Source organism: Neotamlana sargassicola (genome assembly GCF_020523965.1).
GTDB classification, from domain to species: Bacteria; Bacteroidota; Bacteroidia; order Flavobacteriales; family Flavobacteriaceae; genus Neotamlana; species Neotamlana sargassicola.
The window spans coordinates 697,514-721,703 of sequence record NZ_JAJAPX010000002.1; the positions used below are offsets into that span (position 1 = coordinate 697,514).

18 protein-coding genes are annotated in these 24,190 nt (G+C 33.6%); 11 read left to right on the forward strand and 7 right to left on the reverse strand.

The window, feature by feature from the left end; all coding sequences use genetic code 11:
- Positions 1–64 precede the first annotated feature (64 nt).
- Positions 65–1,129, reverse strand: a complete 1,065-nt coding sequence (serC, locus tag LG651_RS07630; protein ID WP_226695537.1) for a 3-phosphoserine/phosphohydroxythreonine transaminase — start codon at positions 1,127–1,129, stop codon at positions 65–67.
- A gap of 181 nt (positions 1,130–1,310) precedes the next feature.
- Positions 1,311–2,372, reverse strand: coding sequence for an acyl-CoA reductase (locus LG651_RS07635; protein ID WP_226695538.1), 1,062 nt, complete (start codon positions 2,370–2,372; stop codon positions 1,311–1,313).
- A 95-nt stretch (positions 2,373–2,467) separates the two neighbouring features.
- Here LG651_RS07635 and LG651_RS07640 point away from each other — a divergent pair, with 95 nt between their 5' ends.
- The 3 genes from LG651_RS07640 to LG651_RS07650 all read left to right on the forward strand — a co-directional run bounded on the left by LG651_RS07640 (position 2,468) and on the right by LG651_RS07650 (position 3,920).
- Positions 2,468–2,821 carry a 4Fe-4S dicluster domain-containing protein gene (locus LG651_RS07640; protein ID WP_226695539.1) on the forward strand — a complete coding sequence of 118 codons (354 nt, stop codon included), beginning with the start codon at positions 2,468–2,470 and terminating at the stop codon, positions 2,819–2,821.
- Between the two features lie 83 nt (positions 2,822–2,904).
- A complete protein-coding gene (locus tag LG651_RS07645; protein WP_226695540.1) occupies positions 2,905–3,513 on the forward strand; it encodes a thiamine diphosphokinase in 609 nt (202 codons plus the stop codon).
- The gene (locus LG651_RS07650; protein ID WP_226695541.1) at positions 3,513–3,920 is read left to right on the forward strand and encodes an ACT domain-containing protein; all 408 of its coding nucleotides are present in this window, start codon (positions 3,513–3,515) and stop codon (positions 3,918–3,920) included. Before LG651_RS07645 ends, LG651_RS07650 begins: the two co-directional genes overlap by 1 nt.
- Positions 3,921–3,966: 46 nt before the next feature.
- On the opposite strand, the gene LG651_RS07655 is transcribed toward LG651_RS07650, so the two are convergent.
- Positions 3,967–6,654, reverse strand: a complete 2,688-nt coding sequence (locus tag LG651_RS07655) for a TonB-dependent receptor (protein ID WP_226695542.1) — start codon at positions 6,652–6,654, stop codon at positions 3,967–3,969.
- Between the two features lie 193 nt (positions 6,655–6,847).
- On the opposite strand from LG651_RS07655, the gene ychF reads away from it, so the two are divergent.
- From ychF to LG651_RS07690, 7 genes are all read left to right on the forward strand, one after another.
- Positions 6,848–7,942 (forward strand): redox-regulated ATPase YchF, encoded by a 1,095-nt coding sequence (gene ychF, locus LG651_RS07660; protein ID WP_226695543.1) that lies wholly within the window; start codon positions 6,848–6,850, stop codon positions 7,940–7,942.
- A gap of 222 nt (positions 7,943–8,164) precedes the next feature.
- Complete coding sequence (locus LG651_RS07665) at positions 8,165–8,617, forward strand: SRPBCC family protein (protein ID WP_226695544.1); 453 nt, start codon at positions 8,165–8,167, stop codon at positions 8,615–8,617.
- Between the two features lie 218 nt (positions 8,618–8,835).
- On the forward strand, positions 8,836–10,701 hold the full coding sequence (locus LG651_RS07670; RefSeq protein WP_226695545.1) for a DNA topoisomerase IV subunit B: 1,866 nt from the start codon (positions 8,836–8,838) through the stop codon (positions 10,699–10,701).
- A gap of 3 nt (positions 10,702–10,704) precedes the next feature.
- Complete coding sequence (locus LG651_RS07675) at positions 10,705–13,353, forward strand: DNA gyrase/topoisomerase IV subunit A (protein WP_226695546.1); 2,649 nt, start codon at positions 10,705–10,707, stop codon at positions 13,351–13,353.
- Positions 13,354–13,390: 37 nt separating this feature from the next.
- Entirely contained in the window at positions 13,391–14,035 is a 645-nt protein-coding gene (locus LG651_RS07680; RefSeq protein WP_226695547.1) for a porin family protein, read from the forward strand.
- Positions 14,036–14,091: 56 nt separating this feature from the next.
- Positions 14,092–15,990: a beta-N-acetylhexosaminidase gene (locus LG651_RS07685; protein ID WP_226695548.1), complete on the forward strand. Its 1,899-nt coding sequence runs from the start codon at positions 14,092–14,094 to the stop codon at positions 15,988–15,990.
- Positions 15,987–16,559 (forward strand): sugar O-acetyltransferase, encoded by a 573-nt coding sequence (locus tag LG651_RS07690; protein ID WP_226695549.1) that lies wholly within the window; start codon positions 15,987–15,989, stop codon positions 16,557–16,559. The genes LG651_RS07685 and LG651_RS07690 overlap by 4 nt, the downstream gene beginning before the upstream one ends.
- A gap of 14 nt (positions 16,560–16,573) precedes the next feature.
- On the opposite strand, the gene LG651_RS07695 is transcribed toward LG651_RS07690, so the two are convergent.
- The 4 genes from LG651_RS07695 to LG651_RS07710 all read right to left on the reverse strand — a co-directional run bounded on the left by LG651_RS07695 (position 16,574) and on the right by LG651_RS07710 (position 22,307).
- A complete protein-coding gene (locus LG651_RS07695) occupies positions 16,574–17,866 on the reverse strand; it encodes a PorP/SprF family type IX secretion system membrane protein (RefSeq protein ID WP_226695550.1) in 1,293 nt (430 codons plus the stop codon).
- Between the two features lie 97 nt (positions 17,867–17,963).
- Positions 17,964–18,749 carry a TerC family protein gene (locus LG651_RS07700; protein ID WP_226695551.1) on the reverse strand — a complete coding sequence of 262 codons (786 nt, stop codon included), beginning with the start codon at positions 18,747–18,749 and terminating at the stop codon, positions 17,964–17,966.
- Positions 18,750–18,863: 114 nt separating this feature from the next.
- A complete protein-coding gene (locus LG651_RS07705) occupies positions 18,864–20,681 on the reverse strand; it encodes a cytochrome-c peroxidase (protein ID WP_226695552.1) in 1,818 nt (605 codons plus the stop codon).
- Between the two features lie 81 nt (positions 20,682–20,762).
- A complete protein-coding gene (locus tag LG651_RS07710) occupies positions 20,763–22,307 on the reverse strand; it encodes a PhoX family protein (protein ID WP_226695553.1) in 1,545 nt (514 codons plus the stop codon).
- A gap of 276 nt (positions 22,308–22,583) precedes the next feature.
- Here LG651_RS07710 and bshC point away from each other — a divergent pair, with 276 nt between their 5' ends.
- Positions 22,584–24,185 carry a bacillithiol biosynthesis cysteine-adding enzyme BshC gene (gene bshC, locus LG651_RS07715; RefSeq protein ID WP_226695554.1) on the forward strand — a complete coding sequence of 534 codons (1,602 nt, stop codon included), beginning with the start codon at positions 22,584–22,586 and terminating at the stop codon, positions 24,183–24,185.
- The last annotated feature ends 5 nt before the right edge of the window (positions 24,186–24,190 follow it).

Genomic DNA, 24,190 nt, shown 5'->3' on the forward strand with positions numbered 1-24,190 from the left:
GATTAATTATTTTAAAATTTTAATAAAAACAACTGCATAACTGCAACTGGTTTACTGTTTACTATTATGCTTTACGTTCTAATTCGCTCATAACTTCAACAACAACTTTTACGCTATCTAATGGTAAAGCGTTGTACATTGATGCTCTGTAGCCACCAACACTTCTATGCCCGTTTAAACCATTAACGCCTGCTTCTTTAAGCATGGTATCGAAGGTTTCTTTAAGGTTTTCGTTTTCAAGTGTAAAAGTAGCGTTCATGTTCGAGCGATCTTCTTTTGATGCAAACCCCTTAAATAATGGGTTTAAGTCAATTTCAGAATACATTAAACGTGCTTTCTTTTCGTTTTCTTTTTCTACAGCCGCAATTCCGCCTAGTCCTTTTAGCCACTCTAAAGTTAGCATTGAAGTGTATACAGCAAATACTGGTGGCGTATTAAACATGCTACCTTTATCGATATGCAGTTTATAATCCATCATTGAAGGTATTTTACGAGATACTTTACCTAAAATATCTTCTTTAACAACGACTAATGTTGTTCCTGCTGGCCCCATGTTTTTTTGTGCACCTGCATAAATTAAATCGAATTTAGAAAAGTCTAAAGATCGAGAAAAAATATCGCTACTCATATCGCATACCATTGGTATTGGCGAGTTAGGGAACTCTTTCATTTGCGTACCAAAAATGGTATTGTTAGAGGTACAGTGAAAATAATCGTAATCTTCAGGGATTTCATAACCCTTTGGAATGTAGTTATAATTTGCATCTTTCGATGACGCTACTTCATAAATGTCGTCGTAAATTTTGGCTTCTTTAATAGCTTTTGCAGCCCAGGTACCAGAATTTAAATATCCTGCTCTCTTTTCTAAAAGGTTTAAAGCCACCATTAAAAATTGTGTGCTTGCTCCACCTTGTAAAAATAAAGCCTTGTAACCTTTGCCTTCTAGTCCTAAAAGTTCTAGAGCTAAAGCCCTTGCATTTTCCATAATGTCTACAAAAGCTTTGCTACGGTGTGATATTTCAATTAGCGACAACCCGCTATTATCTAAATTTAAAACGGCTTGCGAAGCTTTTTGTAAAACTTCTTGCGGTAAAATACATGGTCCTGCGCTAAAATTGTGTTTTTTCATCTGTTTGTTTTTTGTCTTATTTTTTTTGAATCAGATGTAATCTTAAATCAATTAAAAAGTTGAAAATTACTGCTAATTTAAGAATCTTTCTAATATTTTAGATTTCATTTTTTGTGAAAAAAATTAAGGTGTAAAGTTGGTGATAAATTGAGTATTTTATGTTAAAAAATCAATAATTTTTTTACGGAATTGCTAACAAAAATTCAACAGAATCGATACTATCCGCATAATCGTTTAGATTAGGCATTTGAGTATGCCCGAAGGCAATTTCAGCATCACTAAAATTGTGAGCAACAATGCACTGAATTTGGTCTTTTTCTGCATTTAGCTTTTCTTTTAGAACTCCAACGTTTTCGTAATATTCGTAGAACAAAGTAGCAATTGGCGATGCATAACTTTCGTCTTCTTTTATCATAAAAAATCCGTTTTCAAGCATGTCAAATTCGCTCATTAAATACACTGCTTTATTGTAGTCGTAATTATTAGCGTATTTGGCGTGTTCAATAATGTTGTGCCAATGGTAAATGCCCTCAAAAAAGGCATTAAAATTATAGCCTTTTGGGACATACATTTTAGAAACATTACGGCATCCTAAGCCATAATATCTAAAAATGTCTTCAGCTAAATTTTTTAAATCATCAATAGTTTCGTTGCCAGTTAAAACCGCAACCGAGTTTCTGTTTTTTCTAATTATAGCTGGTTTATTTTTAAAATAATATTCAAAATAACGAGCTGTATTATTACTTCCTGTAGCAATTACAGCATCAAAATTTTCTAATTTTTCTTCTGTAAATTGTATTTTGCCTTTAAAATCAGGTTCGGCATATTCTAAGTATTTAGCTAAATAGGGTAGTAGTTGTTTATCGTTACTCGATTGTTTAACTAAAATATGATGTCCAGTAATTAAAACACTTAAAAAGTCGTGAAACCCAACTAAAGGAATATTTCCTGCCATAATTATAGCAACAGTTTTAGGTGTAATGTTGTCTATATTATATGGTTTTAACCAAGTTTTTAAATTTTCTAGAGTTAATGCATTTGCCCAATTATTAATAGAAAACCTCAAGTTTTCTGTTGTAAACCAACCATTATGTTCTTGGGCAAGTTTTAATTGGTGTTTAAAGCCATCGAAAAATAAGTCGTTATTTTTAACATTATTTTCCTTTTTTATTGTTTCGTTTGAAAATTGTTTTAAAAACAACCCTAAATTCACAAAAGCATTAATTCTCTGTTCTAATTGCATTCTAATTTGGTTATGAATGGTTTTGGCTTTATTTTTGCAACTGCAAATTTAAGGAAACTATAACGAGTTCTTGAATTTTAAAAACAAAAATTACTATGGCAATTATAATAACAGACGAATGTATAAACTGTGGTGCTTGCGAACCGGAGTGCCCAAATACAGCAATATACGAAGGTGCCGACGATTGGCGCTATAAAGATGGTACAAGTTTAGAAGGATCTATTGTTTTACCTAACGGAAAAGAAGTTGACGCAGACGAACCGCAAGAACCGGTAAGCGACGATTTATATTACATTGTTCCAGATAAATGTACAGAGTGTAAAGGATTTCACGACGAGCCACAATGTGCTGCAGTTTGTCCTGTAGATTGTTGTGTGCCAGATGAAGACGTTGAAGAAACCGAAGAAGAGTTGTTGGCAAAACAACGCTTTATGCACCCAGAAGACTAATATTTTTTGATAATAATGAAATTGAAATCCTGAGTTTTTAAGCTCAGGATTTTTTTTGTTTCTTAGCTTTAAATAATTTTTTAATGGCATTGAAAAAAGCGTTTTTATTAATTAATGGCGAACCGCCTAAAATATTTCCAGATTTAAGTGAATATGATGTGGTTTGTGCAACAGATGGTGGTTATAAACACTTGTTAAAGCATGAAGTTAAACCAGATTTTATTAGCGGCGATTTCGATTCGTTACATGATTTGCCTAAAGATGTTGAGGTTGTACATACTCCAGATCAAGACTTTACAGATTTTGATAAAGTTTTAAAAATTTTAAAAGAAAAAGGCTTTACACATGTTGATGTTTATGGTGCTAGCGGGCAAGAACAAGATCATTTTTTGGGAAATTTAAGCACAGCAATAAAATGGAATAATGATATAAATTTGATGTTTTATGATAATTATGGTTATTATTTTTTAGCTGATAAGTATACAGAAATAAAAAAATGTAAAAACAAAATAGTATCGCTAGTTCCGTTTTTTAATGTTGAAGGCGTTACAACAAAAGGTTTAATGTATCCTTTAAATAACGAAGCTTTAATTTTTGGACAGCGTATAGGAACACGTAATATAGCCATTGAAGATTCGGTTGAAATTACATATGAAAATGGGCACTTATTTGTTTTTGTAAATAATAGATAATGAATAAGGAAGGTGAAAAAAACTTAGAAGAGCTAATAAAGCATATGAAACCAAAATTAAATGATGGCGAGTATGTTTTTGTAAGCTTACCTAATATTGATAATATTAAAAGAGAAGATACACTTTTCGAATTTAAAGAAGCTGCAGGTATTACCGTTGTGCTTGAAAAAAGTAAAGCAGATAATTTAAAGTTAAAATACCATTTTGTAGCTTCTTGGATTACTTTGCAGGTTCATTCTGCGCTTGAAGCTGTGGGGTTAACCGCCAAATTTTCGGTAGAATTAGCAAAATATAATATATGTTGTAATGTGGTTGCTGGTTATTATCATGACCATATTTTTGTAGATAAAACAGATGGTTTAAGCGCAATTAAAGTTTTAGAGCAATTGGCAGATAGCTATAAATAAAAAAAGACCCAATCGAGTCTTTTTTTTATTTATAAAATGAGTTCTCTTAAAATGTAAAATTAAGTTTAGCATAGTAATAAGCACCACCAAATCCCATTTGTACAGAATCCCAATATCCACCAGCTTCAGTCCAATCGTCTTGTTGGTCTGGGTAAATATTAAATAAGTTGTTTGCACCAACATTTATTTTTGTGCTCTCACATAAATCGAACCCTAAATTTAAATCGGTTACTATTTTAGAAGAGTATGTGTCTGTAGCTGCAGCAACTTGGTCTGCAAGTGTGCCGTAATCTGCAGTGTCTTCATACATTTGCCAGTCAAGTAACTCAACTTCGCTAAAACGTGTAAACGAAAGCGCAGCATCAAACCAATCTTTATCGTAGTTTAAGTTTAAACTTATTTTGCTATCTGGAGCAGAAGCTAATAAAAAGGCTTTGTCTCGCTCTCCAAAAAACGTTTGTTCGTCTAGATCTCCATTTAAAACATCATCAATTTCCATATTGTTAAAATTGGCAAGTAATGTTGCGCCTAATCGGCTACCATTACCTAAAGTTTCTTTGTAAGATAAAATTACATCTAAACCAGTTGTACTTGTATTAACACCGTTTGTAAAAAATTGTGCAGAACCAACATTATCAATATCTGTAGCTTCAAAATAACCTGTTAATACAATACGATCTTTTACTTTAATATAATAACCATCTAAAGTAGCTGTGAATTTTCCAAAAGAAGCAGTGAAACCTAAAGCGGCATTTAGGGCTTTTTCTTCATATAAATCATCAATTCCAAACGATTTTGTTACTGGGCTATCGTTTGATGCTAATAGCACTTCTTCTGTACCAGTACTTGATACGTTAGTAAATTTTAAGTTGTAATATATTTGAGCTAAAGAAGGCGCTCTAAAACCAGAACTAACAGAACCTCTAATATTTATGTTATCTGAAGCTTTTAAACGCATCGCTAATTTTCCGTTTAGAGTGCTACCAAAATCACTGTAGTTTTCAAAACGGGCGGCACCACTTAAAAGGAAACTATCCGTAATATCTAATTCCGCATCAGCGTAAAGCGATAAGTTACTTCTGTTTTCGTTAACTTCGTTATCTGGGCTATAACCAGGGAATCCTTGAGAGCCACCAGGACGCAATTCGCCGGTATTAGTATCGTAATACGTATAATCTGCCGGATCGGTGTTTGCGGTAACAGGCTCTCCGTTAACGTCGTAAGTGGCGTAAGATCCTTCTTCACCTGCAAAAATAGTAAAGTTCTCAGTTCTAAACTCTGCCCCAAAGGCTAAGTTCATGCCTGCTAAAACATCGTCGTAGTATTTAGATAAATCTAAGTTTACGGTATTTTGGCTTAAGCTATGTCCACCAGCATCAAAACTAGTGGGCGAGTTGTCTTCTAAAGAGGCGTTTAAAGTCCCTTTAATGTAATAATGAAAATTGTTCTTTCCGTAGGTGTTACTAAAATCTAAATTCCATCCACTAGCCATTTCGGTTCTAATACCAGCCGAAACCGAGTTATCTAAAATTACCGATGTAATTCTAGGTGTAAATCCATCAGGGTAAATAGATTCTACAACACGAGCACCACCGTTTCTTGTAAATGCATAAGCATCAGTATCTCTGTAATTACGTCCTCCAAAGGCATAAAATTCTGTGTTTTCAGATAGAGGAATGGCAACATTTCCAAAGAAATTAAAACCATCAATAGCGGCTTCACCAAACCCTTTTCTAAATTCAAAAGCAGGGCGTAACGTTTTATTTTTACTTAAATATTCAGTTGTAAAATTGGCATAACCTTCCTCGCCAATTTTAAACCCGTAGTTCGCTGCAATTTTTACAGAACCACCATCAAAATTTTTATCATCTCCAATAGCATTTCCATCTTTTTCGGTATCTAATCTATAACCATCGGTGTTCCAAGAACCGTATTCGCCAAAGTCGCTCGTGTCAACATCTGGGTTATTGTTGTAGGCACCGTACGAAATGCTACCTGTAAATTCTTCAACATTATCTTTTAAAACAATATTAATTACACCAGCAATGGCATCAGAGCCATATTGTGCGGCGGCACCATCTCTTAAAATTTCAATTCGTTTAATTGATGCAGAAGGAATGGCATTTAAATCGGTTCCTGTGTTACCACGACCACGCGTACCAAAAAGGTTAATTAAAGACGATTGGTGTCTTCTTTTACCGTTAATTAAAACTAAAGTTTGGTCAGGCCCTAAACCTCTTAAGGATGCCGGATCTACATGGTCTGCACCGTCAGATCCAGATTGTTTGTTGGCATTAAAAGATGGTGCTGCATATTGTAGCAATTCGTTAATTTCTACTTTACCAATTTGTGTGTTAACTTCTGTTACATCAATAACATCAATGGCTACAGCTGTATCTACAGCGGTACGTTTTGGGCTACGGGAGCCTACTAAAACAATTTCGTCGAGGCTAACTCCTTCTTCTAAGATTACGTTAATTGTAGATTGGCCGTTAACAGCAATAGTAGTAGTGTTGTAGCCTACGAAACTAAATACAAGGGAGGCATTATCGCTAACAGAAATAGAATAATTTCCGTCAAAATCTGTGGCCGTCCCATTTGTAGTGCCGCTTTCACTAATGTTAACACCAGGGAGAGGGATTCCTGAAGCGTCTTTTACAGTTCCGCTAACAGTTTGTTGTGCAAAAGTTAGGCATACTGAAAAAAAGAATAAATAAAAATGGATTGTTTTCATATGAGTATTTTATAGTTAGGTAAGCTAATTTATAGTAAAACACCTAGAAAAACTAAGAAAAACATTATAAATGTTATTGAAAATTCTGTAAATACATGTTTTTATTGAAAAATTACTAGCGTCTTCAATTTTAAAAAAAATGTAAAAAAACAAACAAGATAGTATATATTTGCACTCGCAAAATACAGTTATTATGAAAGCAGGAATTGTAGGATTACCAAATGTTGGAAAGTCAACGTTATTTAATTGTTTATCTAACGCGAAAGCGCAAAGTGCAAACTTTCCTTTTTGTACTATTGAGCCTAATATAGGAGTTGTTAATGTGCCAGATCCTAGATTAGAGAAATTAGAAGAATTGGTAAGTCCAGAACGTGTTATACCTGCTACTGTAGAAATTGTAGATATTGCTGGTTTAGTAAAAGGGGCAAGTAAGGGTGAAGGTTTAGGAAATCAATTTCTAGCAAACATTCGTGAAACAGATGCTATTTTACATGTTTTACGTTGTTTTGATAACGATAATATTGTACATGTTGATGGAAGTGTAGACCCAATTCGAGATAAAGAAACCATTGATATGGAACTTCAATTAAAAGATCTTGAAACCGTAGATAAAAAACTAGATAAAGTAAAGCGTGCCGCAAAAACAGGTAATAAGGAAGCTCAAAAAGAAGAAGCTATTTTATTAAGTATTAAAGCTGGTTTAGAAGCAGGAAAATCTGTTAGAGCTTTAGAGTTTAGTGAAGACGATTATGTCGATTTTGTAAAACCAGCGCAATTAATTACCGATAAGCCAGTATTATACGTTTGTAATGTAGATGAAGGTGCTGCTGTTTCGGGAAACGATTATGTAGAAAAAGTAAAGGAAACAGTTAAAGATGAAAATGCAGAAGTTTTAGTGCTTGCAGTTGGTACAGAAGCCGATATTAACGAGCTTGAAGATTACGAAGAGCGTCAAATGTTTTTACAAGATATAGGTTTAGACGAGCCAGGATCGGCAAAATTAATTCGTGGTGCTTATAAATTATTAAATCAGCAAACCTATTTTACAGCTGGTGTAAAAGAAGTGCGTGCGTGGACTGTAAATATTGGTGCAACAGCACCCCAAGCAGCGGGCGTAATTCATACCGATTTTGAAAAAGGTTTTATTCGAGCAGAAGTTATTGCATATAACGATTATGTTGAGTTTGGTAGCGAAGCAAAGGTAAAAGAAGCTGGAAAAATGCGTGTTGAAGGTAAAAATTATATAGTCAAGGATGGCGACGTAATGCATTTCTTATTTAATGTGTAAGTAAAGGCAAAAGGACTTAATAAAATCAAAACTTTGAAACTTAGACTTTTGATTTTTTTTTGATTTTTTTCTTGAAAAATGCATAATTTTTGAAGAAAATGTAGCTGTACTAAGAATCCTTTAAAATACGAGTTTGTTTTAGATTTATGTAGTTGAAAATCAGATGCCGTTTGGTATATTTGGAGAACTTTTTAAGATTACTAAAAATAGTTTCTTTGTATTATGCCTTGTATTGAAGTACAAACTGAAATCGACGCCGATATTGAAAAATGTTTCAATTTGGCGAGAGATTTAACGTTTTATCAAAATTCATTAAAAAAGCCAACCGAAATAGCTATTGCAGGCAAAGTTTCTGGTTTAGTGCAAAAAAATGACTTCACCCTCTGGGAAACAAGGCACCTTTATTTTCATCAGCATTTAACTTTAAAGGTTACAGAGTTTGAAGCCCCTGTTTTGTTTGTAGACGAAATGGTAAAAGGAGGTTTTAAGCAGTATAAGCATAAGCATATTTTTAAAGAGGAGTGTAATAAAACCATTATGATTGATGAGTTTTATTTTGAATCGCCTTATGGAATACTAGGTAAATTATACGATTCTTTTTTCCTTAAGAAGCACATTACTAACTTGTTGGTTTATAGAAATAAAGTTTTAAAAGAAAAAGCTGAATCGTATTAAGGTTTCCAGAATTGCTGCTTTAATTCAGGTGTTACTGTATGTAAATTTAAGTTAGGTGGTTTGGTGTGTTTATGGATAAACCGCGTTTTTTGGTAGCTCAGCTTGAGGTTCTTAACAATTAACAGGTCTTTTTGTTAATTATTTTGTGAGTTGCTGGTTTTATTTTTTGAGCCGATATGTTATATTAGCAAGCAATCTCACAAAACTCACCTAATTTTATGGCAGAACAAACCAATTACACCGAAGATAATATTCGTTCGTTAGACTGGAAAGAGCATATTCGTATGCGACCGGGAATGTATATTGGTAAATTGGGTGATGGTAGTTCTCCAGACGATGGTATTTATATTCTTTTAAAAGAAGTTTTAGATAACTCAATCGATGAGTTTGTAATGGGCGCAGGTAAAACCATCGAAATTTCTATACAAGGCAGTAAGGTTATTGTGCGCGATTATGGTCGTGGTATTCCTTTAGGAAAGGTTGTAGATGTGGTTTCTAAAATGAATACAGGGGGTAAGTACGACTCTAAAGCATTTAAAAAATCGGTGGGGCTTAATGGGGTTGGTACTAAGGCTGTAAATGCTTTATCTACTTATTTTCGAGTTGAAAGTACACGAGATGGAAAATCAGCCTCGGCAGAATTTGAAAAAGGCGAGTTAACAGGTAAAGATATGCTCGACGATACCTCGCGCCGAAAAGGAACCAAAGTATCGTTTGTGCCAGACGAAAGTATTTTTAAAAACTACAAGTTTCGCAGCGAATATGTTGTGAAAATGCTTAAAAATTATGTGTACCTAAATCCTGGGTTAACTATAGTTTTTAATGGTGAAAAGTATTACAGCGAAAATGGTTTAAAAGATTTGTTATCCGAAAAAATAAACGAATCCGATTTATTATATCCCATTATTCATTTACGAGGCGACGATATAGAAATTGCACTAACGCACAGTAAAACACAATATAGCGAAGAATATAACAGTTTTGTTAATGGGCAAAACACAACGCAAGGTGGTACACATTTAAATGCTTTTCGTGAAGCTATCGTTAAAACAATTAGAGAGTTTTATGGTAAAAGTTATGATGCTTCAGATGTGCGAAAATCTATTGTAAGTGCTATCGCTATTAAGGTTATGGAGCCCGTTTTTGAAAGCCAAACAAAAACCAAGTTAGGCTCTACAGATATGGGAGGCGATTACCCAACGGTAAGAACTTACATAAACGATTTTGTAAAAAACAAACTCGATAATTATTTACATAAAAACACAGATACCGCCGAAAAGCTTCAAAAGAAAATTTTACAAGCCGAACGCGAACGAAAGGAACTCTCTGGTATTCGTAAGTTAGCCAGAGATCGCGCAAAAAAAGCAAGTCTTCATAATAAAAAGTTACGTGATTGCCGCGTACATTTTGGCGATACAAAAAACGAGCGCAATCTAGAAACAACCTTGTTTATTACCGAGGGAGATTCGGCATCAGGTAGTATTACAAAGTCACGCGATGTAAACACCCAAGCCGTATTTAGTTTAAAAGGAAAGCCTTTAAATTGCTACGGATTAACAAAGAAAATAGTTTACGAAAACGAAGAGTTTAACTTGCTGCAAGCAGCTTTAAATATAGAAGAATCTTTAGAAGATTTGCGATATAACAATGTTGTAATTGCCACAGATGCCGATGTGGATGGTATGCACATTCGTTTATTATTAATTACGTTTTTCTTGCAGTTTTTTCCTGAAGTTATAAAAGAAGGTCACTTGTACATATTACAAACACCTTTATTTAGGGTTCGCAATAAAAAGGAAACTATTTATTGTTATACAGAAGAAGAGCGCATTAATGCTATAGAAAAATTAAAGCCAAAACCAGAAATAACACGATTTAAAGGATTAGGTGAAATTTCGCCCGATGAATTTAAACATTTTATAGGCGACGATATTCGATTAGACCCTGTAATGCTCGACGAAGGCATGTCTATTGAAGATTTATTATCATTCTACATGGGTAAAAATACGCCAACCCGCCAAGAGTTTATTATAGAAAATCTAAAAGTAGAGTTAGATTTAATAGAAGAAGAGAAAGCCTCATAATATATGATAGACGAACATAACGACGAATTAGCCAACAAAGAAAACCAAGAACCAAACGAAACCATTACCCGAGTTACGGGAATGTATAAAGATTGGTTTTTAGATTATGCGTCCTATGTAATTTTAGAACGCGCAGTTCCAGCCATTGAAGATGGTTTTAAACCGGTTCAAAGACGTATAATGCATAGTATGAAAGACCTCGACGACGGTCGTTACAATAAAGTTGCAAACATCGTTGGGCATACCATGCAATATCACCCACACGGCGATGCTAGTATTGCAGATGCTATGGTGCAAATAGGCCAAAAAGATTTATTAATAGATACTCAAGGAAACTGGGGGAATATTTTAACAGGCGATAGTGCAGCGGCATCGCGTTATATTGAAGCGAGATTATCAAAATTTGCTCTCGATGTGGTTTACAACCCTAAAATAACCGAGTGGCAAGCCAGTTACGATGGTCGTAGAAAAGAGCCGGTAAATCTTCCGGTAATGTTTCCGTTGTTATTAGCACAGGGCGGAGAAGGTATTGCAGTCGGGCTTTCAACAAAAATATTACCACATAATTTTATCGAACTTATCGATGCTTCAATTAAGCATTTAAATGGGAAGCGGTTTACATTAGTTCCCGATTTTCCTACGGCAGGAATTGCAGATTTTTCAAATTATAACGATGGTTTACGAGGTGGAAAAGTACGTGTACGAGCCAAAATTTCGCAACTCGATAAAAATACTTTAGTAATTACCGAAATTCCTTTTGGTACAACAACGTCGTCTTTAATCGATTCAATATTAAAGGCCAACGATAAAGGGAAAATAAAAATTAAAAAAATTGAAGATAACACAGCTGCCGAAGTAGAAATTTTGGTGCATTTGCCTTCCGGTTTATCACCCGATAAAACAATAGACGCACTTTATGCATTTACTAGCTGCGAAAGTTCCATTTCGCCTTTAGGTTGTGTAATTGAAGACAATAAACCACTGTTTATAGGTGTTTCTGAAATGCTTCGCAGAAGTACAGATAATACCGTTCAACTATTAAAACAAGAGTTAGAAATTAAACTCGGCGAGTTTGAAGAACAATGGCACTTTGCATCTCTTGAGCGTATTTTTATTGAAAATAGAATTTATCGCGATATTGAAGAAGAAGAAACCTGGGAAGGCGTTATTAAAGCCATCGATAAAGGGTTACAACCCCATATAAAACATTTAAAACGAGCGGTTACCGAAGAAGATATTGTACGATTAACCGAAATTCGTATTAAGCGCATATCTAAATTCGATATTGATAAAGCACAACAAAAAATTGATGCTTTAGAAGAGCAAATTGCCGAGGTAAAACACCATTTAGATAATTTAATAGACTATGCCATAGCTTATTTTGCAAGGCTAAAAAAGGATTACGGTGAAGGGCGAGAGCGTAAAACCGAAATTCGTGTGTTTGACGATGTCGATGCTACAAAAGTAGTTATTCGAAATACAAAACTTTATGTAAATCGGGCTGAAGGCTTTATTGGAACGTCCTTACGACGCGATGAATACGTTGGCGATTGTAGCGATATAGACGATATTATTGTATTTACAAAAGCCGGTAAAATGATGGTAACCAAAGTAGATACAAAAACCTTTATTGGTAAAGATATTGTTCATGTTGCCGTATTTAAAAAGAAAGATAAACGCACCATTTATAACATGATTTATCGGGATGGAAAAAGTGGGCCATCGTACATAAAACGTTTTGCGGTTACCAGTATTACCCGAGATAGAGAATACGATTTAACCACTGGTAATAAAGCATCAACCATGTTGTATTTTTCGGCAAACCCTAATGGTGAAGCCGAGGTAGTAACTATTTTATTGCGACAAGCTGGAAGCATTAAAAAATTGAAATGGGATATTGATTTTGCCGATATTTTAATCAAAGGTCGTGCATCAAAAGGAAATTTGGTAACAAAATATTCTATTAAGCGTGTTGAGCTTAAAGAGAAAGGCGTATCAACCTTAAAACCAAGAAAAATCTGGTTCGACGAAACCGTTCGTCGTATAAATGTTGATGGTCGAGGCGATTTAATCGGTGAGTTTCGAGGTGAAGATAAATTGCTTATAATTAGTCAGTCGGGTGTTATTAAAACGGTTACTCCAGAAGTAACGATGCATTTTGATGATGATATGGTTGTTCTAGAAAAATGGGAGCCTAAAAAACCAATTTCGGCTATTTATTATCACGGTGAAAAAGAGCTTTATTACGTAAAACGTTTTGTAATTGAGCAAGAAGATAAAGAAGAAACTTTTATATCCGATCATCCAAAATCGCAATTAGAAATTGTTTCTACCGATTGGAAACCAATGGCCGAAGTGGTTTTTGCTAAAGAACGCGGTAAAGACCGTAAAGAAAATTTAGAAGTAAATCTAGAAGAATTTATAGCCATTAAAGGTATTTCGGCATTAGGAAACCAACTCACAAAAGATAAAGTAAATCAAGTGAATTTATTAGATCCGTTACCTTTTGAATCGCCAGAGGAAGTTCATGCTAACGATTTAGAAGTTGTAGATGAAGAAACATTAGGTGCTACCGAGTCAGACGCTTCAACCAAACCAAAAGACGACACAGAAACCGATAAGGACGACGAAGGACAAACGAGTTTGTTTTAAAGTTATCTGGTTTTAGATAAATATAGGATTTTACTGAATGAAAAAAAAAGCACTGTTACTAGGAGTTTTTGTTTTACTTTATTGCTATAATTTAAATGGACAAAACTCTACTATTGAATTTGGAATTACGTTTGGAGGAAATTTTTCGCAATTTACTCCAGAACATAAAGTAGGCGGAATTACTTATCTTGATTATAAACCAAAACTTGGCTTTTTTGCAGGAGGCTATGCAAATGTTATTATAGGAAATAATTTTAACATGCAACCAGAATTAATGTTTGCTAGCCAAGGTACAAATATTTTAGTCGAGGATATACAAGTTTATGATTCTGAAGGATTCCTTATATCTGATTCAGATTATGAATCTAAAATAAACGAGTTTACCATTATATTGCCAATTGTTTTTCAGTATTTATTTAATGATGTTTTTTATATTGAGGCTGGACCACAATTAGGTTACATTTTTAATGTAAAAGAAAAAGTAAAGAAAAGTCCTTTTGAGTATAATGCAACAAATAACACATTTGAGAGTAATGTGTTTGACTTAGGATTAACTTTAGGTTTTGGGTATAAAATCGCTGAAAATTTAGCTGTTAATCTTAGATATTTTTTGGGGATAATTGAAAGAAATGGCACATTAAAATCTTCAGTTCTCAATTGTGGAGTTCAATTTAAATTGTAGTAAACAACGTTCTAACCTCAATAAAATTAATAAAACTTAAAAGAAAGTATAATTCTATGAAGCTTAAATTTATCGTTCTTTTTTTTGTCGGATTGGTTAATACGTTTTTGTTTGCTAATAACGATTTTGAAAAATATTTACTATTTACTCCTCAAGAAATAGCTGTAAATACCGATTCGGTTGTCATTTATAATGACGAAGTAGCTGTTTTGAAAGCGTTTTTAAATTCTAGTATCACTGAAGCTTCAGCTGGAAAATTTAATATATCAACTACAAAAAGTGATTATAAAATATGTTTCGAAATCGATGCTAATTTAAAGGGATTTGATGCTTTTCAGTTAGAAATAAATACTTCAAACGTCACCTTAGTTGCAAAAAACTTAAATGCGCTACGCTACGGAAAGCAAACATTACTAAGGTTGCTAAATTATGCTCAAACCGAGAACGAATTTGTTCCGTATACTAAAATTAGTGATTGGGCAAATTTTGAGAAACGCGGTTATATGCTCGATGTAAGCCGCGATAAGGTGCCAACTATGGCAAGCATTTATTTGTTAATAGATCAGTTGGCGCAATGGCGTATAAACGAATTTCAGTTGTATACCGAACATACTTTTGCTTATAGAAACCATAAAGTGGTTTGGGAAAATGCGAGTCCGTTAACCGCAGATCAAATAAAAGAAATTGATAGTTATTGCCTAAAAAAAGGTATTGATTTAGTGCCAAACCAAAATTCGTTTGGCCATATGGAAAATTGGCTAAAACATGATGCCTATTTAGATTTATGTGAATGCGAAACCGACTGTAAAACCATTTGGGGAAATAGAAAGCGCACCGCATTAGCACCGACGAACCCCAATTCGTTGGCTTTGATGCAAGAATTGTACACCGAATTATTACCCAATTTTTCGAGTAAATATGTAAATATTGGCGGTGATGAAACCGTAGAATTAGGCTTAGGAAAATCTAAAGCCTTAAGCGACTCTATAGGTAAAGGTAAAGTGTATTTAAATTTTTTAAAAAAACTAAATAACGAAATTGTTAAAAACGGCAGGCAAAGCCAGTTTTGGGGCGATATTGTTTTAAATCACCCAGAACTTATAAAAGACATTCCAAAAAACATGACGGCCTTAGTTTGGGGTTACGATGCTACTTATCCGTTTGATAAAAATTTAGAAAAGTTTCATGATGCTAATCTCGATTTTTATGTGTGTCCTGGTACATCGAGTTGGCGTTCTGAAATTGGTAGAAATTACAACGCTTTTATAAACCTAAAAAACGCAGCGATTGAAGGTGAAAAGTATGGAGCAAAAGGATATTTAATTACCGATTGGGGCGATTTTGGGCATTTCCAGCCGAAATCTGTGAGTTATCCAGCATTAGTTTTGGGGGCAAATTATGCTTGGAATTATTCAGATAAAACCGTCGAAAATTTAGAGTTTCTGTTAAATCAATATGTTTTTAATGATGATACAGGTAATACGGCAAAAGCTATTTTAACATTAGGAAATGCTTATTTAAAAGCCAATATTCCTGCTGGTAATGCAAATGCTTATCATTTAATGCTTAGACGATTTCGTTGGACTATGAAAGGGCATTACCAAACCAAACATTTAACAAAAAATGGCTTATTAGCTGCCCAAATAGAAATAGAAAAGGGGTTAAGTCAATTAGAACTCGCTAATCCGCAAGCCCCAGATGGCGAAACAATTATTACAGAACTACAACAAGCGTCGAAGTTGGCATTATTTGGTATTAAACTTGGTTTAGCACGTTTGGAAGCCAGAAATATGGCAACCCATAAAATACCAATTAAAAAAAGAAAGTTACTGGCCACCGAACTTTCAAAATTAATCGATAACCATAAAACGGTTTGGTTACTTAGGAATCGAGAAGGAGGTTTAAAAGATTCGGTAGAAAAACTGGAGGACTTAGTAAACTATTTACAACAATGACCGAAAAACAAAAAATGTTAAATGGTGATTTTTACGATTCTCGTGATCCGGAATTATTAAAAATGTACCATAATGCTAAAAAATTGTTGAAAGTGTATAATAATCTAGATTCTGAATTATTAGAAGATAGAAATAAGGTTTTAGAATCGCTTTTTAAGTTTCGAGGCTCTGGCGTATGGATTGAATCTCCTTTTTTTTGTGAATATGGCGAAAATATTAGTATTGGAGAAAATACGTTTGTTAATACAAATTGTATTTTTTTAGATACGAATAAAATCACGATAGGTAAAAATGGCCTTATCGCACCTTATGTTCAAATTTATACCGCAACACATCCAATAAATGCCGCAGATAGAGTTATTATATCAAACAAAGAATCGCGTTATGTAACAGCAACAAAGCCTGTGACCATAGGAGATAATGTTTGGATTGGAGGAAACGTAGTAATTTGCCCTGGCGTTTCCATTGGTAATAATGTTACTATTGGCGCAGGCAGCGTAGTTACTAAAAATATTCCAGACAACTCGTTGGCTTTTGGAAATCCATGCGTCATTCAAAAAAAACTATAACCTATACTTCGCTCTTATTTTACACGAAGTAACCAAACTTTATTAAACCCATCTTCTTTTTGTTTGCCAAAAGTGCGTTCAACGGCTAAATCTTTATCATCGTAACGATCTACATAAATATAGTAGAATTTATCACCATTTTTACGTCCTGCTCTGGCATAAATGCCTTGAGATTTTAAACGTTCTACTTCTTTGTTGGCATTGCTTTCGTTAACAAAACTTCCTAAAATTATATAATAACCAGATTTTAAGACACCGTTTACAATATCGGAAGGAGAATCTTCACTCATTACAGGTGTTGAGATAATGTTATCTTCGTCTGTATTGGTCTCTGGAATAACCTCTTCAGCAATTTCTTCTGTTTCTACAATTTCTTCAACGGTTTCAACAATTGTAGGTTCTGGTTTTTTTTCTTTCTTTTTTCTACCTAATTTTTCTCTACTTCGTTTAACGTTAGCTAACCATTCTGGTATTTCTTGTTCTTTTGGTGTTAAATCTACAGAAACCCCGACAGAATGCACACGATTAAAGTTTTGCGAACCTAAGGCACTTTCAAGAGAGTAGCTTACTCTAAAATATTTAAAAAAGCGTCCGCTAATGACGGTATTAAAAGAGTAATCGTCCTTATAGCTTAAAGCCAATTCGTAATTGCCTTTGTAATTAATATTAGCAACACCTTCAACAATGTTTAAGTCGCTGTAAGAATTGTATTTTGCCATAGGCGTAATCCTTAAATTATCAGAAACTCTTATTCTGTAGGCTGCATATGCAGTATAGCCATCACTACTGGTTAAGGGTTCGGTTGGAGCTAAAGACAAATCATTTTGAATAGGGTATGTTGTTAAAAAACCACCAATGGTTAAGTTAAAATTAGTGTAATGCGCCCCCAATTTATAAACAGAACTAAAGCTATTATCGTTCGATGATCTATTTTCGTTAACTCTATCTATACCAATTGAAGCTCCTAGGTTAATGTAATTAAATTCGTTACCTAAATTAAATTTAAACCGTGTATTTAAAAATAGTTGTGTATAATGATAAATTTGATAACTATGATTTGAGTAATCTAAACCAAAAGCGAAATTATCAAAAGGAGCTAATTGTGCATTTACATATTGTGATGTGTTAGATATGTTTGTGTCTGAAGCCTGAATAATTCCTGTCATGTTATAACGACCATTTAAAGCTAAAAATGAAGGGTCGTCTAAATATGGATTTATAGGATTTTGATTAGGAAAAACTACACGTTGGCCAAATATTGAAACTGAGACGAATAGAAATAATACAATGCAGTAGGCCTTTTTCATGATTTGAAGCTTTTATATGAAGTAAAGTTAAAAAAAATACAATAGTTACGATTATAATCCTTTTACAAAACTATATGTAACTTAAAATTAAACCGAATTATTGTTTTTTAGTGGTTTTAAAGTTTAAAAACTCTACAAAAAGTGAAAAGGCAATGGCAAAATACAAATACCCCTTTGGTATGGCGCCAACCTCGTTACCGAATAATTTGGTGTGCGATAGGTGAGCGGCTTCGGTAATTAGCATAAAGCCAATAAGAATTAAAAAGGCTAAGCCAAGTAGCTGTATACTAGGGTGATTATTTATGAATTTACGAATTGGATTTGCAAACCCAATCATGATGGTTATTGAAATTACAACAGCAATTATCATGAGTACTAAAGTGTAATTATGGTTTGGGTGTAAACCGTTTGTCATACCAACCGCAGTAAGTATAGAATCGATTGAAAATATAAAGTCTATAATTAAAATTTGTGTTATGGCTTGCTTTAGGCTTTGCATTTTTTTGCCTTTAAGATTTTGTTCACTGTGGTTGGGGTGTTCAACTTTTTCATGAATTTCGCTAGTACTTTTATATATTAAAAAAATACCACCAACAAAAAGTATTACGGCTTGCCAACTTATGCCGGCATGAAACCACGTTAGGTTAATGGTGTAAAAAGGTTCTTTTAAACCTACTAAAAAACTAACAAAAAACAATAAAATAATACGCTGCGCCATGGCTAAAAGTAAACCAATATTTGTGGCTTTACTTCGTTGGTTTTCTGGTAATTTGTTGGCTGCAATAGATATGAATACAATATTATCGATCCCTAAAATAATTTCTAAAAAAGTTAAGGTTAGTAACGCCATTATAGCGTCTGTTGTAAGTAAAAAATCTATCACAATAAAAAAGGTGTTTATATCAAAGCTAATGAAAAATTAGACACAAAAATAAAGCTTCAAAACATTTATGTATTTGTTTTGAAGCTTTACAATTCGTAAACCTAATATTTGTGTTTAATAGTTTTCGTAATCTTTATCGGTTAAAGTATTCATAAAGGCTATTATAGCTTGTTGCTCTTCTATGGTTAAATCTAAATTATCAAAAGGAAGTGTTTGGTGTGGTAAATTAAAACCTAAGCCGCCACCGCCGCCTTGGTTATAAAAATCTAGCACTTCTTCTAAAGTATTGTAAACACCGTTGTGCATGTATGGCGCTGTTAAGGTTATGTTTCTCACAGTTGGTGTTTTAAACATGCCTTTGTGTAAATCTTCTTTAAATTTCCAGTAGTAGCCATAATCATCATCTAATGCTTTATTCGCTTTGGTTTCTGGTACGCCAATAACCTCTTTTTCAGTTTCGCTATAAAATGGCGGTACCGTACCGTTTGTTAATGGCATAAAATGACAGGTAGCGCAAAGGGCTTTACCCATAAATAAGTTATAGCCAAGTTTTTCTTGTGGCGTAAAGGTGTTTTCTTCGCCTCTAATGTTTTTATCGAATTTTGAATTAAAGCCGTTTAGTGTAGCTACAAACGATGATAAAGCTCTAATAACAACACGGTTGTTTTTTGGTACGCTACCGTAGGCTTCTTTAAACAGATTGATGTATGTAGAATCTGTTAAAATTTCATCTGAAAATTGATGCACTTCGGTATTAAATTCTTTTTTGTTTGTAAATACCATGCCTATTTGTCCGGTAATGGTGCTGGCTCTACCATCCCAAAAAAAGTTTTTTTGATATACGCTATTTATCAAGGTTGGGGTGTTGCGCTCTAAATTATTGCCAGTATTATCTTTACCTAAAGCTAAACCATCGGCATAGCCTTTTTCTGGTAAATGGCAAGATGCACAGGCTAAAGTTTGTGTTTTGGAGATTTTTTTGTCGAAGAATAGTTTTTTGCCTAGTTCAACTTGTTTTTTTGTTGGGTTTTTATCGTTTACATCAACAAAATAATTGGTGTTAAACGCATTGTTTTCAAAAAAAGTAGGAGCATTGAAGTTAAAAGGATACCAGTCTGTTGGTTCCCAAAGGTCGCTTACTTTTCTAATTTCTACCCAATTTCTGGTAATTTCATTTAAATAGTCTCGGGTAAATGTAAACCTATCAAAAGTTATAAAATCGGTATTGTTGTTTATGTATTTTACGGCGTTTTCAATATTAGATTTAAACGCGCTATCGAGGTCTTTGTTATTAGAAATAATTACAGATTGAAGCGTGTTTTTGTAAACAAATAATAAACTTTCTAAGGAAGTGGCTGTTTCTTTAATGCTTAATTGGCTTACAGGTGTATCGAACCCTGCCATAGCTAAACTTACCAAGCGCATTAATTGTTGGTGTGTTGATACAAAAAAGCGTTTAGGGTTTAGGGGTCTTTTTTCAATATCTTTTTTTAAAACATTTAGTAAACCATGGGTAATAAATACTTCATTTTCGAAATCGGCTTTTGTAGTTTCTTGGGTGTAAATGCTTTCTTCTATTTTTTGAAAACCTACAGGTTTTAATATTTTACCATTATCTTCTTTATAAATGGGTAGCGCGGGTCCATTGGCTCGATGCCCAACTTCTGGGTTTAAATGTGATGCAAAAGGTTCCGCTTTTTTAAATGCAATTCTCGCTTGTTTAAAATAAAATTTTGCGTTTTTACCATTAAAACCTTCCATTTTTAAGCTATCTAAATAGCTTAAGGCCTGCTTAATATTGGTTAAATAATATTGATGAGCGATGTCCCAATTAATTTTATTTGGAATAGGTTGAGTATGTTCTTCTTTACATGATGTAATCCCAATTAAAGCAGTGAATACGATTAGTTTTAATAATAAATTTTTATACATAATGTTTTAATAATTATAAAAACAAAAGAATCTCCATTGTAACAATGGAGATCTTTTATTTATTTAAAAAAGTGTTTTCTTTTATCTAGGAAGCCCTTTTAATAAAACGATTTGAGACGCTTGGTCGTCTTCGTATGATGTGTTTTCATGTCCATCTAAACTTGTGAAATCGCTGTTTTCCCAATAGTGAGGTTGTACAGCAAGAATAAATGTGTTGGCTACACCTACTTTATCCGATACATCTATTAATGCACCAAACTCACCGCTGAAACCAGTACTAAAGTTAGGATCTAAATCTTGACGAACAACTAACTCTAACACTTGGTTAATGTTGTTTCCACTTAGGTCTGATTGGTAAATGTAAGCCGCGTGGTTTCTGTCAAAAGAATTTGGGTCTTCTTGCACATAAACAAAGTTTTCTGTAACACAAATGTTGTCTGGACTTTGTAAGTCGTTTAAGTTTCCGTCCATATTATTAGTGTCTGTATTTCCGCTAATAATTTGCGTTAGTTTACCAACAAGAGGGTTTGTTTCGTCTAATTCTAATTTGTAAACTGTTCCCCAATCGTTGTACGTACCTCTACCTGGGCCACGACCTGTAACAGCAAAATATACATTTCTTGCATTGGCATCGTCTCCTTTTTGGTAATCTACGTCTTCAACTCTCATAAATTGAGAAGCATTAACAGCGTTACAAGCGGTTTCCATTTCGTTCTTAGTTAAGTTTGCACCGTCAACTATTTCAACAAATTCTACACTGTATTCTGTTTGGAAATCTAGGTTACTTTCGTCGTATTGTGTGTCAGCATCTACTGCTTGAACTCCACCAGCACCATCAGAAACTTCGGTAAATTTTAAAACATATACTTTACCTCCAGTTAGGTCTGCATCTCCTGCTTCAGAATAATACATAGTTACTTGTCCTTCAGAGTCGCTAGAATCATCATCTCCACCAATAATAACTGTTTTACCAGAATAGGCGTCTTTTGGAAGAGGTACAGCATTTTCCCAAGAAAATTCTCCTAATGCGTCTAAACCAAAATCGGCAGTAGGTGTTGGAGTTTCTACCCAAGGATCTATACCTTTAACATCGTAGTTTATAGATTCTGAAGCAGATAAAAATAAATCTGAAGTTCCGCCATGAATTTCGCTTTCCCACATGGTTCCAGAACATTGTCTTGCGAAATCTGCTACGCCAGAGTTTAATAAATAGTCTCCAGAAATAGGATTCATAAATTCATCGAAACGTATTCTAGCTACCGCATAACTGTCTTCGCAGTTAACCACATACATGTAACCATCGCCATCTTTTAAAAAGCCTGCACCATCTGCAGATCCGGCTAATTGAAAACCATCAATAACATCGGGTGTTGATACTAAAGAATAGGCTTCAACAAAATTAAATTGAGTAGCCATTGCAACCAGAGGAGAGGTAGCCGATTTATTTTCAAACATGGTTGGAGTTTCAGTTAAGTCTTCACCATCTTCACCGTCTTCGCCATCTTCACCGTCTTGTCCGTCAACGCCATCAATTCCGTTTTTTCCATCTTCAACATCACAGCTAACTAAGGTAGCAGTAGATGTAAGTACAAATAATAATAAAAAGATTTGTAATAGTTTTTTCATGAGTTTTTGTTCTATTTTTTGTTGTTAATTTGATGTGGTAAAACTATAATTTAAAGAAGCCGTAATTGTTAACTTATTAAGGTGCTTGTTTTAAAATATTGTTAGACTAACTTTACCAAGGTTACCTCGGTATTAATATTTAAAATGAGTTTAAATAGTGTGTAGGAAAACATTTTAAATTCCCAAGAGATAGGAAATTGAAAGCCTTTTCTTAACTTAATTTTTAGAAATTAACAATTGCAATAGCCGTATATTTACGGTTTCTTATAATCAACCATGCAAAAACAAAGTCTTCCGTTTAAACAAACAGGTTACTTTTCGCAGTTAATTTGCGATTATTTAGACCAAAAAACAGAATTAAATGCGTTTTACAATAACTACCCGAATTTAAGTAGCTTTAAAAAGCAAATAGAAGAAAAACAAAAAGGGTTTAGTAAAAATACGCGACTCGTTTTAGTAGAAAGTTTAAAACGGCAATATGCTAAATTAAATACTTCAGATAAAACTTTAAATAATATTGATCTTTTAAAAGAAGATAACACATTTACAATTACAACAGGGCACCAGTTAAATTTATTCACTGGGCCATTATATTTCTTGTATAAAATTGTAGCTACTATAAATTTAACAGAAGAATTAAAAAAGGAATATAAAGAACAACATTTTGTGCCTGTTTATTGGATGGCTACAGAAGATCATGATTTTGATGAAATAAACTATTTTAATTTTAAAGGAAAAAAAGTAGTTTGGAATAAAGCCGCAAGTGGAGCCGTTGGAGAACTATTAACCGATGGGCTAGATGCTGTTTTTAATGTGTTTTCAACAGAATTAGGTAGTAGTAAAAATGCAGAAGCCCTAAAGCAGCTTTTTAAAAGAGCTTATTTGGAGCATAGTAATTTAGCTGAAGCAACCCATTTTTTAGTAAACGAACTGTTTAAAGATTACGGTTTAGTAATTATTGATGCGAACCAAAGTGAATTGAAGCGGCTTTTTATTCCTTATATAAAAGAGGAATTAATAAAACAGACCGCTTTTAATGAAGTAAACCAAACAAATGAAGCTTTAGTTCAAGTTTCAGAAGCTTATAAAATTCAAGTAAACCCTCGTGAAATAAATCTGTTTTATCTAAATAAAAATTTACGAGAACGTATTGTTTTTCAAGATGAAGTTTATAAAGTTTTAAATACAGATATTACTTGGAGCAAGCGTGACATACTTAAACACCTCGACGAGGCACCAGAACGTTTTTCGCCAAACGTTATTATGCGTCCGCTTTATCAAGAAGTTATTTTACCTAATTTATGTTACATTGGTGGTGGCGGAGAGTTGGCATACTGGTTTCAGTTAAAAGATTTTTTTACAGCTGTAAATGTGTCTTTTCCTATATTGTTGTTGCGCAATTCTGTGTTGTTACAGTCCAATAATCAGCAAAAAAAGCTTGAAAAACTTAATATAAGTACCGAGCATTTATTCTTGAAAAAGCATGCATTTATAAATAAGCGTGTGCGAGATATATCGAATATAGACATTGATTTTTCATCTCAAAAAGAACATTTAGTAAATCAGTTTAAAGATTTATACACATTAGCCGAACAAACAGATAAATCTTTTATAGGCGCAGTAAAAGCACAAGAAATAAAGCAAATAAAAGGCTTAGAAGCTTTAGAAAAGCGTTTGTTGCAAGCTCAAAAGCGCAAGTTAAAAGATGAGGTTGAGCGTGCTACCACAATAAAAAACGAATTATTTCCTAATGAAAGTTTACAGGAACGTTACACCAATTTTTCTGAAATATATCTGGAATATGGCGATAATTTAATTAAAGCCTTAGTTTCTAATCTAGAACCATTAAAATCAGAATTTTTAATAATCACGCTATAATATTA

Excerpts from the sequence above, each read along its gene's own strand:
- serC (WP_226695537.1), bottom strand. The coding sequence starts at position 1,129 with ATGAAAAAACACAATTTTAGCGCAGGACCATGTATTTTACCGCAAGAA.
- LG651_RS07635 (WP_226695538.1), bottom strand. The coding sequence starts at position 2,372 with ATGCAATTAGAACAGAGAATTAATGCTTTTGTGAATTTAGGGTTGTTT.
- LG651_RS07640 (WP_226695539.1), top strand. The coding sequence starts at position 2,468 with ATGGCAATTATAATAACAGACGAATGTATAAACTGTGGTGCTTGCGAA.
- LG651_RS07645 (WP_226695540.1), top strand. The coding sequence starts at position 2,905 with ATGGCATTGAAAAAAGCGTTTTTATTAATTAATGGCGAACCGCCTAAA.
- LG651_RS07650 (WP_226695541.1), top strand. The coding sequence starts at position 3,513 with ATGAATAAGGAAGGTGAAAAAAACTTAGAAGAGCTAATAAAGCATATG.
- LG651_RS07655 (WP_226695542.1), bottom strand. The coding sequence starts at position 6,654 with ATGAAAACAATCCATTTTTATTTATTCTTTTTTTCAGTATGCCTAACT.
- ychF (WP_226695543.1), top strand. The coding sequence starts at position 6,848 with ATGAAAGCAGGAATTGTAGGATTACCAAATGTTGGAAAGTCAACGTTA.
- LG651_RS07665 (WP_226695544.1), top strand. The coding sequence starts at position 8,165 with ATGCCTTGTATTGAAGTACAAACTGAAATCGACGCCGATATTGAAAAA.
- LG651_RS07670 (WP_226695545.1), top strand. The coding sequence starts at position 8,836 with ATGGCAGAACAAACCAATTACACCGAAGATAATATTCGTTCGTTAGAC.
- LG651_RS07675 (WP_226695546.1), top strand. The coding sequence starts at position 10,705 with ATGATAGACGAACATAACGACGAATTAGCCAACAAAGAAAACCAAGAA.
- LG651_RS07680 (WP_226695547.1), top strand. The coding sequence starts at position 13,391 with ATGAAAAAAAAAGCACTGTTACTAGGAGTTTTTGTTTTACTTTATTGC.
- LG651_RS07685 (WP_226695548.1), top strand. The coding sequence starts at position 14,092 with ATGAAGCTTAAATTTATCGTTCTTTTTTTTGTCGGATTGGTTAATACG.
- LG651_RS07690 (WP_226695549.1), top strand. The coding sequence starts at position 15,987 with ATGACCGAAAAACAAAAAATGTTAAATGGTGATTTTTACGATTCTCGT.
- LG651_RS07695 (WP_226695550.1), bottom strand. The coding sequence starts at position 17,866 with ATGAAAAAGGCCTACTGCATTGTATTATTTCTATTCGTCTCAGTTTCA.
- LG651_RS07705 (WP_226695552.1), bottom strand. The coding sequence starts at position 20,681 with ATGTATAAAAATTTATTATTAAAACTAATCGTATTCACTGCTTTAATT.
- LG651_RS07710 (WP_226695553.1), bottom strand. The coding sequence starts at position 22,307 with ATGAAAAAACTATTACAAATCTTTTTATTATTATTTGTACTTACATCT.
- bshC (WP_226695554.1), top strand. The coding sequence starts at position 22,584 with ATGCAAAAACAAAGTCTTCCGTTTAAACAAACAGGTTACTTTTCGCAG.